The sequence below is a fragment of the Trichocoleus sp. DQ-A1 genome, from assembly GCF_039961955.1.
Taxonomy (GTDB): domain Bacteria; phylum Cyanobacteriota; class Cyanobacteriia; order Cyanobacteriales; family FACHB-T130; genus FACHB-T130.
In genome coordinates this window covers 1-15,454 of the sequence record NZ_JAMPKE010000061.1, presented here as the reverse complement: position 1 = coordinate 15,454, position 15,454 = coordinate 1, and the positions used below count along the sequence as shown (strand labels likewise).

The 15,454-nt window shown below is 46.4% G+C and carries 16 protein-coding genes and 3 pseudogenes; 8 read left to right on the top strand and 11 right to left on the bottom strand.

The genetic code is table 11. The features are described from left to right. Positions 1-204, top strand: a 204-nt coding sequence (locus NDI33_RS27425) for a hypothetical protein (RefSeq protein WP_206753668.1), incomplete at its 5' end; no start/stop codon positions are given. 26 nt (positions 205-230) lie between these two features. On the opposite strand, the gene NDI33_RS27420 is transcribed toward NDI33_RS27425, so the two are convergent. The 9 genes and pseudogenes from NDI33_RS27420 to NDI33_RS27380 all read right to left on the bottom strand — a co-directional run bounded on the left by NDI33_RS27420 (position 231) and on the right by NDI33_RS27380 (position 5,904). Then, positions 231-647 (bottom strand): hypothetical protein, encoded by a 417-nt coding sequence (locus NDI33_RS27420; protein ID WP_190675836.1) that lies wholly within the window; start codon positions 645-647, stop codon positions 231-233. A gap of 24 nt (positions 648-671) precedes the next feature. Further along, positions 672-1,382, bottom strand: a pseudogene (locus tag NDI33_RS27415) (IS6 family transposase). A 30-nt stretch (positions 1,383-1,412) separates the two neighbouring features. Then, complete coding sequence (locus NDI33_RS27410; protein ID WP_347275898.1) at positions 1,413-1,688, bottom strand: hypothetical protein; 276 nt, start codon at positions 1,686-1,688, stop codon at positions 1,413-1,415. A gap of 38 nt (positions 1,689-1,726) precedes the next feature. Further along, a complete protein-coding gene (locus NDI33_RS27405; protein WP_199302437.1) occupies positions 1,727-1,909 on the bottom strand; it encodes a hypothetical protein in 183 nt (60 codons plus the stop codon). A 317-nt stretch (positions 1,910-2,226) separates the two neighbouring features. Beyond that, a complete protein-coding gene (locus NDI33_RS27400) occupies positions 2,227-3,150 on the bottom strand; it encodes a ParB/RepB/Spo0J family partition protein (protein WP_190675834.1) in 924 nt (307 codons plus the stop codon). After that, a complete protein-coding gene (locus tag NDI33_RS27395; protein ID WP_339380293.1) occupies positions 3,150-3,923 on the bottom strand; it encodes a ParA family protein in 774 nt (257 codons plus the stop codon). Before NDI33_RS27395 ends, NDI33_RS27400 begins: the two co-directional genes overlap by 1 nt. A gap of 92 nt (positions 3,924-4,015) precedes the next feature. Continuing rightward, positions 4,016-4,990, bottom strand: coding sequence for a tyrosine-type recombinase/integrase (locus tag NDI33_RS27390; RefSeq protein WP_190675831.1), 975 nt, complete (start codon positions 4,988-4,990; stop codon positions 4,016-4,018). A gap of 263 nt (positions 4,991-5,253) precedes the next feature. Continuing rightward, a pseudogene (locus NDI33_RS27385) lies at positions 5,254-5,454 on the bottom strand (IS1 family transposase); the annotation flags it as partial. 99 nt (positions 5,455-5,553) lie between these two features. Continuing rightward, on the bottom strand, positions 5,554-5,904 hold the full coding sequence (locus NDI33_RS27380; RefSeq protein WP_190675830.1) for a helix-turn-helix transcriptional regulator: 351 nt from the start codon (positions 5,902-5,904) through the stop codon (positions 5,554-5,556). 102 nt (positions 5,905-6,006) lie between these two features. Between NDI33_RS27380 and NDI33_RS27375 the strand changes: the two genes are divergently transcribed. The 7 genes and pseudogenes from NDI33_RS27375 (at position 6,007) to NDI33_RS27345 (ending at position 13,368) form a co-directional block, all read left to right on the top strand. Next, positions 6,007-6,795: a hypothetical protein gene (locus NDI33_RS27375; protein WP_190675828.1), complete on the top strand. Its 789-nt coding sequence runs from the start codon at positions 6,007-6,009 to the stop codon at positions 6,793-6,795. Continuing rightward, positions 6,792-7,292, top strand: coding sequence for a hypothetical protein (locus tag NDI33_RS27370; protein ID WP_190675826.1), 501 nt, complete (start codon positions 6,792-6,794; stop codon positions 7,290-7,292). The genes NDI33_RS27375 and NDI33_RS27370 overlap by 4 nt, the downstream gene beginning before the upstream one ends. 392 nt (positions 7,293-7,684) lie before the next feature. Further along, positions 7,685-8,654 (top strand): annotated as a pseudogene (locus tag NDI33_RS27365) (transposase). A gap of 468 nt (positions 8,655-9,122) precedes the next feature. Continuing rightward, positions 9,123-9,860: a hypothetical protein gene (locus NDI33_RS27360; RefSeq protein WP_190675824.1), complete on the top strand. Its 738-nt coding sequence runs from the start codon at positions 9,123-9,125 to the stop codon at positions 9,858-9,860. Positions 9,861-9,881: 21 nt separating this feature from the next. Continuing rightward, positions 9,882-10,241 (top strand): hypothetical protein, encoded by a 360-nt coding sequence (locus tag NDI33_RS27355; protein ID WP_348245691.1) that lies wholly within the window; start codon positions 9,882-9,884, stop codon positions 10,239-10,241. Positions 10,242-10,650: 409 nt separating this feature from the next. Further along, positions 10,651-10,833 carry a hypothetical protein gene (locus NDI33_RS27350; RefSeq protein WP_190675838.1) on the top strand — a complete coding sequence of 61 codons (183 nt, stop codon included), beginning with the start codon at positions 10,651-10,653 and terminating at the stop codon, positions 10,831-10,833. 603 nt (positions 10,834-11,436) lie between these two features. Continuing rightward, positions 11,437-13,368 (top strand): hypothetical protein, encoded by a 1,932-nt coding sequence (locus tag NDI33_RS27345; RefSeq protein ID WP_190675820.1) that lies wholly within the window; start codon positions 11,437-11,439, stop codon positions 13,366-13,368. An 812-nt stretch (positions 13,369-14,180) separates the two neighbouring features. Here NDI33_RS27345 and NDI33_RS27340 read toward each other — a convergent pair. Next, positions 14,181-14,453, bottom strand: coding sequence for a hypothetical protein (locus tag NDI33_RS27340; RefSeq protein WP_190675816.1), 273 nt, complete (start codon positions 14,451-14,453; stop codon positions 14,181-14,183). A 401-nt stretch (positions 14,454-14,854) separates the two neighbouring features. Then, positions 14,855-15,019: a hypothetical protein gene (locus tag NDI33_RS27335; protein ID WP_190675814.1), complete on the bottom strand. Its 165-nt coding sequence runs from the start codon at positions 15,017-15,019 to the stop codon at positions 14,855-14,857. Between the last annotated feature and the right edge of the window lie 435 nt (positions 15,020-15,454).

Sequence of the window (15,454 nt, the reverse complement as noted above, 5' to 3'; positions counted from 1 at the left end):
AAGGTTTCCCTAACTGGTATTACTTACCCGAATCAATCAATGTGGCAGGCTCGCTTCTGGGTTATAGCGTACCGCCGCACTTTGCACAGCAACTTTACTCACCTTAAGCGATCGCCCAAGGTGAATTGGAATCGTTTGTTAGTAGCTCGACGAGATTGTGGACAGGTTAAAGAATGCCATCGCATCCTTCAACTGTCAGCTTAGTGCTCGTTCATTATAGCGTTTCTCGGTTATGTGAGGTACATTCTCAAAGCTGGAAAGCTTGAGAATAGAGAATCTTGGCGTACCTCCCTCGTGTAAGAACCGCTATATCCCTTCAGTTCCTTTAGCAGGTGATCCTGCTGAGATACAGTCAATTTCTCTAACTTTTGAGCCAACTGAGCTAGATCAGGAGTCAAAGAGGTTTCCGGCTTTTGGGGTTGGAATGTCTTAAATAACATTTCATCAATCGCCTCTTCAATTGGCCGCCGCTTTTCTTCCGGCATGCATCGGTCATATATTGTCCTCAAGGTTTTGAGTGTCTGACCTATTGCAGAAGCCAGCGACTCTTTTTGTTGATCGGTGAGTTGCACCTGCAAGTCGCCTAAATATAGCGCGTGGTGTGAGGTGAGATATACGGTTCTGTCCCAAGAACTTTTAAGTGACAAACGATTTGTATCGTTCGTATTTCCCTAAGCACTCACACAAAAGATTGCTTCAATAAACTTGGCTTGAGACACAGTGTCCCCTGTGTCGATTCCGTTCACTTGCCCTTTGCGAATCATCTCCATCGCTTCAATTCCGCTCAAGGTTCGTCTGGCGGTGTTGAATCGAATGAACCCCATCATTGGTTTAGTGATTCGCTTGATGGCTCTATGATCCTGTTCAATCACGTTATTCAAATATTTCACCTGCCGTAGCTCGGTCTGAGCTGCAATTGTTTTACCCGCTTTCAAGGCTTCCATTGCGACTGGATAGGCAGCATTCTTATCCACGTTAATCACTCGTGGCGGTTGAGTATGCTGGGCTTTGAGCATTTGACGAAAAAATCTTGCAGATGTCTTGCCATCCCGCTTCGCGCTCAACATAAAATCTAGGATATTCCCTTCTGAATCCACAGCTCGATAAAAATACTTCCACGCTCCCTTGACCAGGATATACGTTTCATCCAGCCGCCACGAATCGTTCGTGAGACTCAAATGGGGATGAATTCGTTTGTCTAACGCTGGGGCATACTTCAACACCCATCAATTGCTCGTAGAGTGCTCCACTTCGACTCTTCGCTCTGCCATCATCTCCTCCAAATCTCGATAGCTTAAGGCGTAGCGGCAGTACCATCGGACATTGAGCCGGATAATTTCCGGCAAAAAGTGCCGCCACTTAAACACAGAAGGAGTAGACATAGCAGGGAGAGAGGGCAAGTATAAGCTTTCCTACCTTACCATTGACCTGTTTTTGCGACACAACCTCAAGTCGCGCAGGCAAACTCGGTATCGTGCAGTTCCTTGCAGTTCACAGCGAAGCTCTGGAGCAGAACAAAACACCAAGGCTTCGATAAACGGAATCTGCCCTCTACTTCGGCAGGCTCTTTGCCGTTCTAGCAGCGATCGCAACTTTTTAGCTTTGGGGTTGGTTGCAATTAGCGGGTTGTTGCTGGTGTGGAGTCTGCCGTTTGTTTCCCAAGTCCAGGTTCCTGCATCGTCAAACAGCCGCCCAGGATGACTTTTAATCTCAATTAGGAAAACTCCTACGGAGTAAAGACAAGCAGATCAACCTCATTGATACTGCCATCCGCCGCAATAAACTCAAAATTAGACCAAGCTCGATAAGGCTCATGTGCAGGGAACTGCTGACGCACGAAGTCTAGAGCCTCCCGCTCCCACGGGAAGTTTGACTCAGTAATCGTGTTCCAGTTGCTCGAATTATTCATTCCAATCTGTACAGTGATAGACAACCCTACCTAAATCTACTCTCTCAAAGGGTAGTGTATCCGCGGCAATACACTATACAAAGAGCGCAGCAAAAGACTGAACCCCATCTAGCATTTAACTTTGTTGCGGTAGAGTAAGAGACAGTTCTTCTGCTCACTCCGCATCTTCGTCCCGTTCAAGAACATCCAACGCTTGCTGCAACGGCTCTACCGTTGGCAGTTATGACTACCATTTCGGTTGACGGCAAAACTTAGCTTCATCTCAGGAGAATGAGGGATGTCGTCTTCCCACCCTGACAGGATAGGATAGCCATCCGCTAACTCTCTTTTGTCAGTTTATCCAACTCATCCAACAATCTAGCAATCCGCTCTCTCTTTTTTCTCTCACCCCAAGTTTTGCTCTTCTGTAAACGCTTACTGATTTCACTCAACCGCTCAAGCATAATCCTCTGTGGAGTTGATTCTGATTGAGGCTTGAGTTCTTTAATATGTGCCTTGATTTCGTTGAGCGATAAGTTCTCAGCAATTGCCAACGAAAGCAAATCAGACCGAAGCTGTTCATCCTTCACCCGCGCAATCGCCATCGCTTTCGTGTACTCAAGCTCTCCCTTCCGTAGCGCTTCTAGCACATCCGATGGAAGATTCAATAGGGGAAGACGACTAGAACGAAAGGTTCCAGCATTGAAACGTCCTATTGAAGATAGGAGTGACTCAATCTTCTCCAATTGAATCAGAACGTTCTGATTCAACTCAATTCCTCGTTGTTTAGCGTTATAGGACTGGTGGAGAACAGACACCACCTCGCTCTTGTCTAATTCCAGAACAATCGCCAGCAGCTCCAGTACACCCTCCGTCTCTTCCAATGGGTTCAGGTCTTCTCGCTGAAGATTCTCCATTAAGGCAATTTGGAGAGCCTGCTTATCATCCAGAGCGCGGGAAACGATGGGAACTTCTGTTAATCCGGCATCGCGAGCAGCTCGGAGCCGTCGTTCCCCGGCAACCAGCTCGTACTCCCCAGCCTCAAGAGGACGAACTAACAAAGGTTCTAAAATGCCATGCTCCTTAACTGACTCCACGAGTTGAGCCAGCTTGTCAGGTGCAAAATAGCGACGGGGTTGCTTCAAGGGGTGGCGAATCTTATCGATTGGCGCTTTTGAAGTGGATGGCTCTGAAGGTTTACTAAGGTAAGCATCCAGCGTCTTTAGCTCTGGAGCCGTTCGCCCGGACTTCTTGACAGCCATTAGTCTTTCTCCAATCTCTGAGCAATAAATTCAAGGAGCGGCACAGCCGGATGCTTAGGGTCATAAACGGCTAGCGGTTTTCGCTCCATCGAAGCATCAGCAAAAGCGATCGCTCTGGGAATCGCCGGAAAGATGGGCGCTACCCTGCCGAGTTGCTCTTTTATACCATCTAGAATGACTTTCCCTTGGCTAGTGCGGCTCTCGTGCATCATCGGAACTACACCAATAATAGCCAGTTCTGGATTAATGCGTTCTCTTACCTGACGAATAGAGTCGAGAAGGAGTTCTACACCTAGAAACGCTTTGAAGTGAGTCTGAATCGGGACAAGTACATGGGTTGAAGCCACCAGACTCACAATACTGAAAATTCCCAGTGTAGGAGGGCAATCAACCAGTATGAAATTATAGTTGTTCTGAACAGACGAGAGAACTTGCTTAAGCCTCCATTCACGAGCGAGCGCGGAGTGAAGCTGTACCTCGGCGGCGGAAAGGAGAATGTTTGAGGGAACTAAATCCATGCCATGAAGCTGTCGATGAACTGGGAGTGGAGCATCTTTCAGTAATGCGTCCGCGATCGTTTGCTCCAACTCAAACGGTTCTAAACCCATGAATGCAGTTAGCGATGCCTGTGGATCAATATCAACTAGCAACACATTATGTCCCCGTTGGGTAAGCTGATAACCTAAGTTCTGTGTCAGGGTGGTTTTACCTGTTCCACCCGCCTGATTAAACAGGGAGATAATCTTGGGCACAGGCTGATACAGTAGCAACACAGGGTAGTTTAAGGCAGTTTCCCCCTTTCCTCTATTATTAGTTACGCTTCTTTAGCATTGATATCTCCTATTCCCAATTTCACAAGAATCGGCTATTCAGAAAGCCCCGGCAAGTCCAAAAGTTCCACCGCCCGTCGCTTCACCGCTTCGGGTCTTCTGTCGTAGCGGGAACTGGTACTGGGGTCGGAGTGCCCCGCAAGGCGTTGAACCGTTACTAGGTCCACACCCGCATCTAGCAGGTCAGAGATAAAAGTTCGGCGGAAATCGTGGGTGCTGAAATCAGCAACACCCGCCTCTTCTCCCCGTTTTTGCAGAATGAATAACACGGACTGAGAGGTGAGCCGTCTGATGGTGACTCGCTTGCCTTTATTAACCGGACACAACAGCGGTCCAGGGGCGTCGCCCCGAACCGTTAGCCAATTTAACACCACCTTCAGCGCTTGACTCGACAGGTACACCGTCCGGTCTTTCCCTCCCTTCCCATCGCGAACTTCAATCGCTCCCTTTGAGGGGTCAAAATCACTCAAATCCAGATTGACTAACTCTCGGCGACGCACTCCAGACCCCCGCAAGAGGGCAATCAATGCCGCGTCCCTTGTCCCAGTGGGCGTGGAATCGTTTTGGCAGACTTTAACAAGAGCCGCAATCTCGTCCCGACTCAAAGCGCGACCTCTCAAACCTTTGCTGCCGGGAACTGGGCGCAGGTCAGTCGCTAACTTATAGTCTTTTTCCGAGAGTAACTCCAATTTGAGAGCCTCCTGCAACACTCTCTTCAACGCCGTTAGCATTTTGTTGACTGTGGCGGGGCTATACTTCTCTATTAAAACAGCCCTCACAGCTGCCGTATGGTGGTAGCGCAACTTGGTCCAATCGAGAGTCATCGCATCACACTCTCCAGATGTCAGGATTGATGCGATCGCCGACAGAGACCCCCGCATCGTCTGTCTTGACCCCATCCCCAAAGAAGCCAGGTATACATAAGCTGGGTGTCGGGTGAGCGGCAGCGGTATCGTCAGTGCCAATTCTGACTCATTGGGTGAAGAAGCAGTTTCAGAAAGGTGACTCATAATTACTTGCTCGGAAAGCCTTTCTAGAAAGCTATTTTCTCATGAAGTTAGTTCGCTTGGGATAACTCTATTGGGTGCGATCGCACTCTGGAATCTTTGACATAGTGCTACAGCAGTTTATTCAAGTTTCCCCTAGAACTCCTAAGACTGAAAGCGATCGCACTCTCCATCTGTCACTTTTTTCTAGGGAATTTATCATTAGCTGGTTGGTATGCGCGGTAGTGCTAAGTAAGTAATGATGCATTGTAATAATGGATGAAATACTAAATAGCACCGATATTGGTTATCTAACGACTTTAAAAATGACTCGGTTTTCCACACCAAGCAAGACACTCGTTGTCTCAAGGTGTTATTGAAGCGCTCTTCGGTAGCTGGTGAGAGCCTGTTTCCTTGCCGACTGCTCAATGGCGTTTGCTCGGCAGAACTGCCCCATAGGCTGCCCAAAAGTTTGTGTATGCGATCGCGAAGACAGTGATCTTGGCGGAGGCAAAGATTCCCATAATTTATTTATGGTGAACTGCATCCTCTGTTCGCATGGCACTCTAAATAGTTAAAACTGCCGATCATCTCATGCTAGCAGTAAGTTCATTATCAGAAGAATGGCGAAATACGCCATTAGAGCCGATGGCTTTAAGAATTTCACCCTGAACTTGCAGGGGAGCCATCGCAGCTAACTTTACTACATCTAGCTCCTCCTCAGCCATGAGGCAGTGCAAGTGAAGATAGGCATGGGGGGAAACTTGCCTTAGTCCAGAGCGAAGTTTATCAAAAATTTCGATTCCAGCGTTCTTTTTGCCTTTTCTGAAGCTGCTAATTGTTGAAGTAGGTATGCCAGCAGCCTCAGCAAGCTCTTTTGCCGTGAATTCATCCTTGTATTTGTTAAGAATCCAGTCGAAGCACTCGTGAGTCTGCATCGCAATTAATTTGTCGATTAGGTAATTTTTTACACTATAATTTGCGGATTGACTAATTTAACCAAATTTAATTAGTCAATACGCAAATTATAGCTCGATCTTATGGCGCAATACTACCCGTTAACCCTAGAGGATGCGATCGCTAAATATACCAGCGGCGACATTACAGCTAAGGGGTTACTTCATTTTTACATCTTGATTAGATGCAAACCTGGCTGGCAAATCAAGCTTGAGCAGGAAAAAACTTGCAACCTTTTGGGGATTAGCAAGGCAGCCTTTTATAGCGCTGTCAGCCGATTAAGAACAGAGGGCGCAATTAAATGGGAGGCACCGAGGGGAATCCTAGTGTCAATAAGCAGCTTAGTCTGCGAACGTGGACAAGAGTCCACGATCGTAGAATCAGAGTCCACGATCGTAGAATCAGAGTCCACGATCGTAGAATCAGAGTCCACGATCGTAGAATCAGAGTCCACGATCGTAGAATCAGAAACTTCAAAAAGCCTGCTGGGTAAAGGTTGCAGCAACCCTCCATATTTTTATCAACTTTTTATCAACTCTCTCTCAGAGGCAGAGAGAGAAAATTTTTTGGAATTTGGAAGAAAGAGGGCGGCACAGATGCCGAAGCCTCCAGAGCTTCCAGATAAATGGATCGCCGCCAACTGGGAAGAACTTAAGAAACTGTGGCTCAAGCAGCTGACACTGGCACAGATGCCAACAGTAAATGAGGAGCGCTGGGCAAACGACCCCCGTCGCGACGAATGGATCGCCCAAATTCGGCTGGGGAAACCGCGCTGGATTGCTCAAGGAGAGCCAGCACTTACCCGTGAGGAACGTAGAGCATTTGCAGACTGGGCTGATGCTAACGGGTTAATATGGGGGGCTAAATCATGAATCTCCCAAAGTTACCCCGCGACATCATTCGTCCTGAAGATGAGCCAGGACGTGACAAGGAACTATGGCAACCGAACTGGAAATGCTTTTGCTGTCATGACACCGGCACGGTTCAACCCTACCTAGTGCGGATGGTGATTGACGGATATCGCTGGGAGTCAGACAAAATTCCCGTTTGCCAAAATCCTAGTTGTATTGCTGCGTCGGGCATTAGTCAGGGTCTGGAACCTTATTTGGATTATCGGCTAGATGCTGCTATTTGCCAGCAGCTTGATTTAATCGACCGCGACGGCTGGCGCGAGACACTGCGAAATGCGAATCAGCGGCGGCTCAATACTCAGGCTTTGGCTCAAAAGATGAATCTGAGGCAGCGCGATCGCAGTTCAACGGAAGAAATGGAAGCACGACAGCGCCACGCCTCGGCCAGAGAGGGTTGGGGGAGTGAAGCGCAGTCTGAAGAGGAGCGGCAGTGGCTTGTTGGGAGGAATGCAGAGTGAATCCTTTTTCAAGCCCAAATGAGTATGAATTGTGCCTAAATTGTGGCGGCTTGGGTCATTGTACAGGATGAGAGCGGTTGTCTGCATCAATGCGATTCCTGCGGTGGAAATGAGCTAGTTCTAAATCCTTTTTATGTAGATGAGGGCTTGAGTGCAGCTGTGCTGATTGGGTGATTTGCCCTGAAGAGTGGGAGTTGATGGTGATTACTTCTGGCGAATTGAAAGACTTAAAAGTGGATTATCGCGTTGAGGGGTGGTGTCCTCGCTCACGTCACTGAGTGAAGGTTTCGGTTGTTTCTGTTGCAGTCAAATCGTTTCAGGACGTTGATAAAGAGTTTTAGGAGTGGACAGGGTTAACACTCAACTATTGTCAATACTTACTCAGCAGTCAAATTAACTATACTCTTACTAATTTAGCAGAGCATCTAGGAAACATTAGTTATGAGCAAATAAATCGTTATTTGAGACGAGTCAAACTGACGCCCGCCTACTGTAGGAGACTCCTAAAACTCTAATCCAAATCTATGAAAATGCTTATGTAATTTTTGACAATACATATTATAAAAAAATATAAAAATATTAAATTAACCAGATAAAAATACAGTGGGAATGAACACAAAAAGATTTGGGGAATCGGTTTAGTTAACTGTGTTTATGTTAACCCAGGAATGTGTTAATTTTGGGTAATTGATTACCGCATTTACAATCCAGATGGAGATAGAAAAAGTAAACTCAACCATATAGCAGAGATGCTTCAAAGCCTCGTTTATTATAAGATGCTTCCTTTTCGGAGCGTTGTGATACATAGCTGGTATGCCACCAATGAATTAATTCAATATATTGATGATTTAGGCAAGTCTTACTATTGCCATTTGAAGAAAAACCGCTTGGTTGATGATACAGCAGGTGTTGAAAACTACAAATTAATTGAATCACTAAATTGGAGTAAAGAAGAATTCAAACAAGGTAAAATAACTAAGATAAAGACTTTTCCTCAAAATAAGAAAGTAAAACTCTCCCTGGAAATTGTCTCTACCGACAAAACGGAATATTATATTGCAAGCAACAATTTAACTCAAGATTCTACGGATGCTGTATAAGAGGTGTGCGGTGTGCGTTGGAAAATTGAGGAGTTTCACGCCCGAAGTAAAACAACTAACTGGTGTAGAAGCGATGCCTTTGTCGCCAAACCCGTATCTAGAGAAATCATATTGCTTGTGCCATCCTGTCTGGCTAAGACTTAAAGATTTAGCATATCAAACAGGCCAAAGTGTTTATCAACTTAAACACGGATTGCTCTCAAACTATTTAATTGCTCAACTCAAGCGTCCTTCGCTAGCCATGTCCTTGGTCTACAGCTAGAATCGCGATCGCGTGTGACATTTGCGTAAGTCCTGTTCTAAGTTCTTGAGGAGAATAGAATTGGGTAATTATCGGATTTCCAAGGCAACTTCCCTATATGCTTTATCGGCGAGGATACCAGAGCCATTAAACGATGTCTTGGATGGTACCGTAAAATAGACCCGCCGTTGTATGGGGCGGAAGATTCGCAAGGAAGTCTTGGTGTCGCTACGCTAGCGATAGAAGCTATGTTGGAACGTGTCGAGGCCACTGGAGGGTGGAGAGAACTCGCATCCGAAGAAGAACTACGAGAGTTGCTAGGATTGCACAACGAGTGACCCAGCTCCTGTAGCAACTTATGCCACACTGCTCTAAAGCATGACCAGCGTAAGAAACTAGAAACTCGAAATAAGAACCCAACTTTACTCTATTGGGAGCCAAGAAATTAACTCAACACGTTGCCAACCAGAACAATTCCCGACCTTAACCATGACGAAAGATTTTGACGATCCCAAGACCCTAATCGATGACTGCACTCCGGTTCCTGAAGAAACTTTAGACTGGGTAACAGCTTTACAAGGTAAACAGATTACGGTGCGGGAGTTGGAGTTTGGAGAGGACATTCAGAAGCTTCTGAAACCAGCTCACTTTGAAGCGATTAAATTTTCCAACTTAAGGATAGGAACTGATGAAAACGGAATTAAGATTGAAATCCGCGTTCGCGAACATCTTTCCTGTCCAAAGTCAGCAAGGAAAGCTTTCGCGTTAATAAATCAAGCGAGGCAGCAGCCTATTCATTACAAGAAGGTTAATGGTGTCGATCGCCTATGGTGCAAAAGGGGAAAGCCCAACAGCAAGGATAGCGATCGCGCCAAGGCAAACAGTAACGTAGCTCGCGTTGGGTGCAATGGGAAAAATTCTAACCGCAATCCCAAGAAGAATAAAAAGGCGGAAAACTACATAACAGCAGCCAAGTACCTACCAGACCTACTACGAGAGAACGGCGACATTCTGGTTAAGTCCGATCAACAAGAGAGATTTGCCCAATTCAAGAAAAAATACAGAACCCAAGCTCTATGGATGGAGTATTACCTTTTAGGAAGCTCAGGCATTCTAATCGAGTCGGGGTTAAAATCTCCCACTGAAAGGCAGCATAAACCCGGCAAGATATCTGCGAAGCTTCATGGGCTTATCCAGGATATATGGTCAGAGGCAAAAACCAAGTAAAATTCACTGTGCGAATGGATATTGGCTTTCGATTGCCCATCTCAAGCCTGGTTGACTTTGGAAGCTATCTTACTACTCAAGCAATGGGACGAACACATCCCCGAAAATGGGTTCCAGCTATATCAAGCGGAGCAGGCTACTCTGAAGCGGCTTAGAGAATTCAAAGGAATTAAAGCTAGTTTTCTCTACTCCGACAACGAAGACGAAAATTTTTTATTTCTTGAGGAAGCCTTATTCGCTACCTTCATCCAATTACTGCAATCTGAAGTTGAGCTAGTCCACTACAAAGCCTACATGCAAGCCAGAACAGCACAAGCCAATGCCGCACGTAAAGGCGAAAAAGGCAAGCGTTCAAACAAAGGGTTTGGCACGTCAAAATAATTTAATGAATGCTGGTTCTGTCATTAAACTTCATATTGTAACGGTAAATTTACAAAAAACTCGCAAATTGTACGCTTCTAACACGAGCCAAAAATAGGCTGATAGTCTGATCCAGTAACTAAAAAGAAGAGCCAATACCTAGCTTTAAAGCCAAACGAATAAGCCTCTCTACTAGGAATTCAACGCAACCGGACTGGCAAAGTTCAGCAGAGTTTAATACCTAGTTTCAGGGATACCCATTGGTTTGCCTTCCTAGCTCACTTGATTTGGGTGTAGGGTAGAAAACTTTGGCTCTTCAAAACCCTATTGAAGCGTACAGATAACTATGAACAAGCCAAAAAAAATCAAAAGAAAAGGTAGACCCCGCTTAGAACACGAGAAAAAGCCAAGTTGTAAAGGAAGGAAATCAATGCGAGGTCAGCCTGAAGCCTATGACGAACTCAAAAAAATTGTTTCTTTGAGTCTTACCCCAACTGCTTTGGCAGGATTAGATGAGTCCAGTGCCCGTTTAAATATTTCTCGCAGTGAATTGGTTGAACGAATTGGCCGGGGTCTGCTTACAGTCGCTGAACTAACAACGAAGACCGAGTGAAACTTGCGTTTCTACTTGAACTAGAGATCTGGAGCTACTAAGTAAGAGCTAAATGACTCGCCCTCCCCCGATAAGTAAAAGGTTGCTTCAATCCAAAGCCTTTAATAAACCCGAAAAAGCAGATGATTAGGATTTATTTAATACCTAAAATTTATTAGGTATTCGTTAATTATTTATTAATAAATCCTAGCTTTTAGAAGCTGAAAGTAATACTCAAAAAGGGCTGAGCATTTATATAACTGATTGCCGCAGGCACCGATGTAATCGTTCGCTTCGATGACGAGCGGTGGTATCTATAATAAATAAGAGATGAAAGGAAGCTAGAGATAAAAAATTGAGGCAGTCTTAAATCATTGAAGCCATAAATTCGGAGCTTTTAAATAATAGCTCAATGGCAAGTTCAACTTTATCTGTGTACCATCAGAGGCATTTATTATGCAGGAATCTTTTACTTGTTGGTCAGTATTCGAGATGTATGAAGAACAAGTTCGAGCAATATATCCAGAGTCGCAAGCTAAACGAATTATTAATGAATTTCGTTGCGCTACCCTACGGTTTTGGTTATCGCAATTAGGCTTTACTCGGGCAACATCAGGCCGAAAGATGACAAGAGCGGATATTGAGGCAGCTAAGGAGTTTTTAAAAACGTTAAAAGTTGAAGTATTGCTCAGCGCCTGTCAAACAATACAGCAGGCTTTCCAGAGCCAACAAGCGTCTATTGCCAGTCAAAACACTTACGGAAATCGATTTAACCAATTTTTGAGTTGGAGCGAACAACAACAGTGGTGGCCAGCTAGAGGTTCGCGGCGGGCGAGAGTGAAACAGCAATCCTGTCCATCCATGAAAAATCCCTATGGCGATACCTGCAACACTCCCTTGATTGAGCGGAGGACAGTGCATCAGGAATACACGCTCAAGCCTCAAGACACGCCTGCTGCTTTACAAAAGGAATTGGATGACTTTCACCGATATTTAACTGACCCAGAGTGCCCGTTCCGTGTGATTGACCCAATTAGCGAATCATCCGCATTACAGTACGTTAGGGATATACGTCTAATGCTTGGCTGGTTTTGTTACTGTTGCACCCCGCCAATTGCGTTAGAGCAAGTGCGTTTGTCACATTTGATTGCTGTGGTTAGGCAAGAAGACTTAGAACATCTCAATAGCAAAGAACAGGTAAAACTGTGGAAACAGCATAAGCAAACTTTTGAAACTTGGCTGTGCAGTTATTTTCGTTTCTTGAGAGAAGTCCTCCACTCGAAAAGTCCTTCTACCAAACGCAATAAGTTAGGGGCGCTTTTAGCACTGGCCAAGTTTCTCTACACCAGTGAGGTGGAGGAAGACGCGGATTACCAGCAGATTCCTCTGTTCAAATCGCTCAACAACCACTTAAGTTCAGTAAGAAAGGACATCAGCGAGTGGGTCAAAAATCGGCAGTCGGTTGCAGATTTTGAGAAGAAGTGGCCGGATACGGCAGAGGGAGAGACAGCTCTAGCAGTTGTTAGAACCAAAATTGTAGAACCGTTGCGTCTGGAGTGCCGACCTAGAAACAGCCGAGGTCGATTTCGGGTCGGCTTTGCCATTGCCAAAAGCTATCAAGATTACTTAAAGTGGTCGCTGCTTGCCGACATCCCCGCAAGGCGACAACAAGAATACCGTACTTTAAGAATTGCGCTGACTTGTCCTGTCAAGCGTCCAGAATCCGTGCCGCCTGATGGCTTGTACCATCCCCTGCCGCCTGCACAAGTACGTGAAAAACATTGGGATGGCACAATCAAGGACAATTATCTCCATAAAACCTATATCCACGAAAAAAAGCACTACCCTCAAGGGGTCTGGGTGCTGGACATTCAGCAATACAAAACCCGCTCGACTCACGCTGCTCAATCCATAGTAATTCCCAACCGCCAGATGGCTGACGGGAGTTGCTTCTATGATTACCTAGAAGGCTATTTGTACGGGAGTTGGCTCAGTGAGGGTTACAAAAATCGACAGGTCTATGATTGGTGGCAGCCGGAGTTAAAAGGGCAGCGGGGACGCTGGGTGACAAGTGGACGAGCTGAATTCAATCCGGGGGATGCTTGCTGTCTGCCCACGGGTGTCAATTCGCCTCTGTGGTCTTGGGGCTATGTGTTTGTCCTCCCCAAACTTGGCATCGAAGCCGATATTCCAGGGTTTGGTTCCTCGTTTGAAGTTGCCTCTCATCGTTTCCTGGGTAAGCGGATTTCACCCCATACGATGCGCTATATCTGGGCAACTTGGGCGTATCAAGTCCGGCTGGATGACGCCCAGACTCGGTCGTTAGCTTATGCGATGGGACATAAGGTGGAGACATTACGGGGAATGTATGAGCGCTGTACTCCCGAAGAGAAGCGCCGACCGATTGAGGAGGCGATTGAGGAGCTGTTGTTTAAACAGCCGCCAGCGCCTGAGTCGAAGCAGGAAGCGAACACCCAATGGGAAACTTTGCTTGCCCAGTTGCAGAAGTTAAGCCCGGTCGAGCGAGAGCAGCTCATGGCTATGCTGGAAAAGTAATGGGGCTGCTATCTCGACCGAGGGTAGGTATTCCAGGGGGCAGGCTTGAGCGTTTGGATTGTCATTCCAGCCCCGACTTTTTTTCGTTATTGTTGGGCATGGGCGTACTAGAAGTAAGTCCCTGGTTGGTGGGATTGAAGGCGAGCGCGCTGGTTTGCCCTTTGTATAGCAAAGGAGAAATTTGAGCCGCCGGGGCAAAGAGCAGCCATGAAAAGCTTTTCAAATAAAGCATTCCAGCGCTCACCATCAGTTGATGTAGACTTATGCACCAAGTCAACTTAACTGTCCCGCTCTCAACTGAAAATGGGACAGTTGATGTTGAAACCAGCTTGATTTTGCGTTAATATCGCCCACTGACTGTAGCTACCTCAATCACCAAAAATCGGAGAGTTGCTTTTAGCGACCATTTTTCCCCCCTGCTATACAAAGGAATACTCCCAAATCAAAAAAATCAGTAAGCCGAAGGGAGAATCGCTCTGATTGATGCTAAATGCTTGTAGATAGGGAGATTAAGCTAGCTTTCACTTCTGGATATTCATAAATACCTACCTATGCGCGTATTTAACCAAAGATTGGGTACAGGGTTATTAAAAAGCTCTAGTGCTAGAGGAAAAGACGCCAAGGAGGAGAGCGCTCGCTCGTTATCATCTAGCCATCCGCACTAGCAGTCCCAGCGCACGAAGGGTGGCTTCTTCATCTCAAAGAGCATCTGACAGCAGGGACACCTGCCCGTAAACATGGGGTGATAATCCAGCAGCCTTAGCTTTGACTCTGGTGTGAATCGTTGCTCCAGCATGGGCACTGATTTACTGTCATATAGTTAGTTGCTCCAGCACGGGATCGTCATTAACAAACCTCATTCCTTTTTGTGCCCACAGTTCAAGAGGTTCAACAGAGGGTTGAAAGTCGAGGCGGCGATCGCCCGCTTGACTTCGGCGCTCCGAAGTGAAGTCAAGCTTCACCCGCCAGGATGGCCGGGAGCCGAGAGGGTGATTGCTATCTAGTTCCGTGGGATGCATGGCACAAACTATCAAAGGATTGCAAAGATTGAGCTGGCAGCGATCGCGCGCTCTTATCTTCGGCATAGTCTCGCAGTTGGTTTACTCAGTTTCTGCCAGAACTGAAAGCCATCGCTCCTTTGATAGGAGTGAGATCGCTCCAAGCACGCTGCAACTACATCGAACGTTGAACGACATCTAAGCGCTCGCTCTGTTGCAAATCTTTGAGAATATGAAAACATCCAGACCCAAACAGATGTAGCACTTCCTGCGCTCTGGTCATGGAAACATAAAGCTCTCACTGGGATCTGGTTTGACAATCGCCAACGCCTCTCCTGCTGCACCCAAGGAATCAACACCGCTTTAAATTCCCAGCCTAAAGCAGACTCAGCAGTAACGATTCTGACGCCTTGGTGCTGAGTGCTGTAATCCGACTTATCCGGGTTGACCCAATCGGAGCCGAAACCCAACCGTTCGAGCTGCTCCATTCAATAATCGAATGGGGTTTGTTCGTGTTGACCCTTGTAGCGATAGATGATGCGATGTCTTTGGGTTGGAAACCGTTTCCGATAAGTGTCTGAAGCGAGCGCGATCGCCGCTTCAACCTCAGCCGAACGATTGGGTATACAGATGCCGTATGGGGCATTGACCATTCCGTAGCGCAGCACTCGGGGAAAGATAACCAGAAAAGTTACATGATTAGCTGACGCCCAGCTGACGCACCTCGCATGCGATCGCTTACAGCCCTTTAGGCATGAAAACAGCGAAGTGAGGCATTAGCCCTAGCGCTGACAAGCCAGCTCGCTCCTCCTCTTGCATTCTGGGCTAGTTATAAGTAAATGCGATGACAGTGATTCGGATTCCTGAAGGGTCAAAAGCTAGACAAATATTAACAAATGTAAATATTATGAAATGGAAGGCGAAACAAACTTGGCCTCATTCATACCGAACTTAAAAAATTCAAACCCCGCACTTATAAAAACATGACCACAACCTTACAAAGACGCGAAAGCGCCAACGTATGGCAACGGTTTTGCGATTGGGTCACATCAACCGACAACCGCCTGTATGTAGGCTGGTTCGGCGTT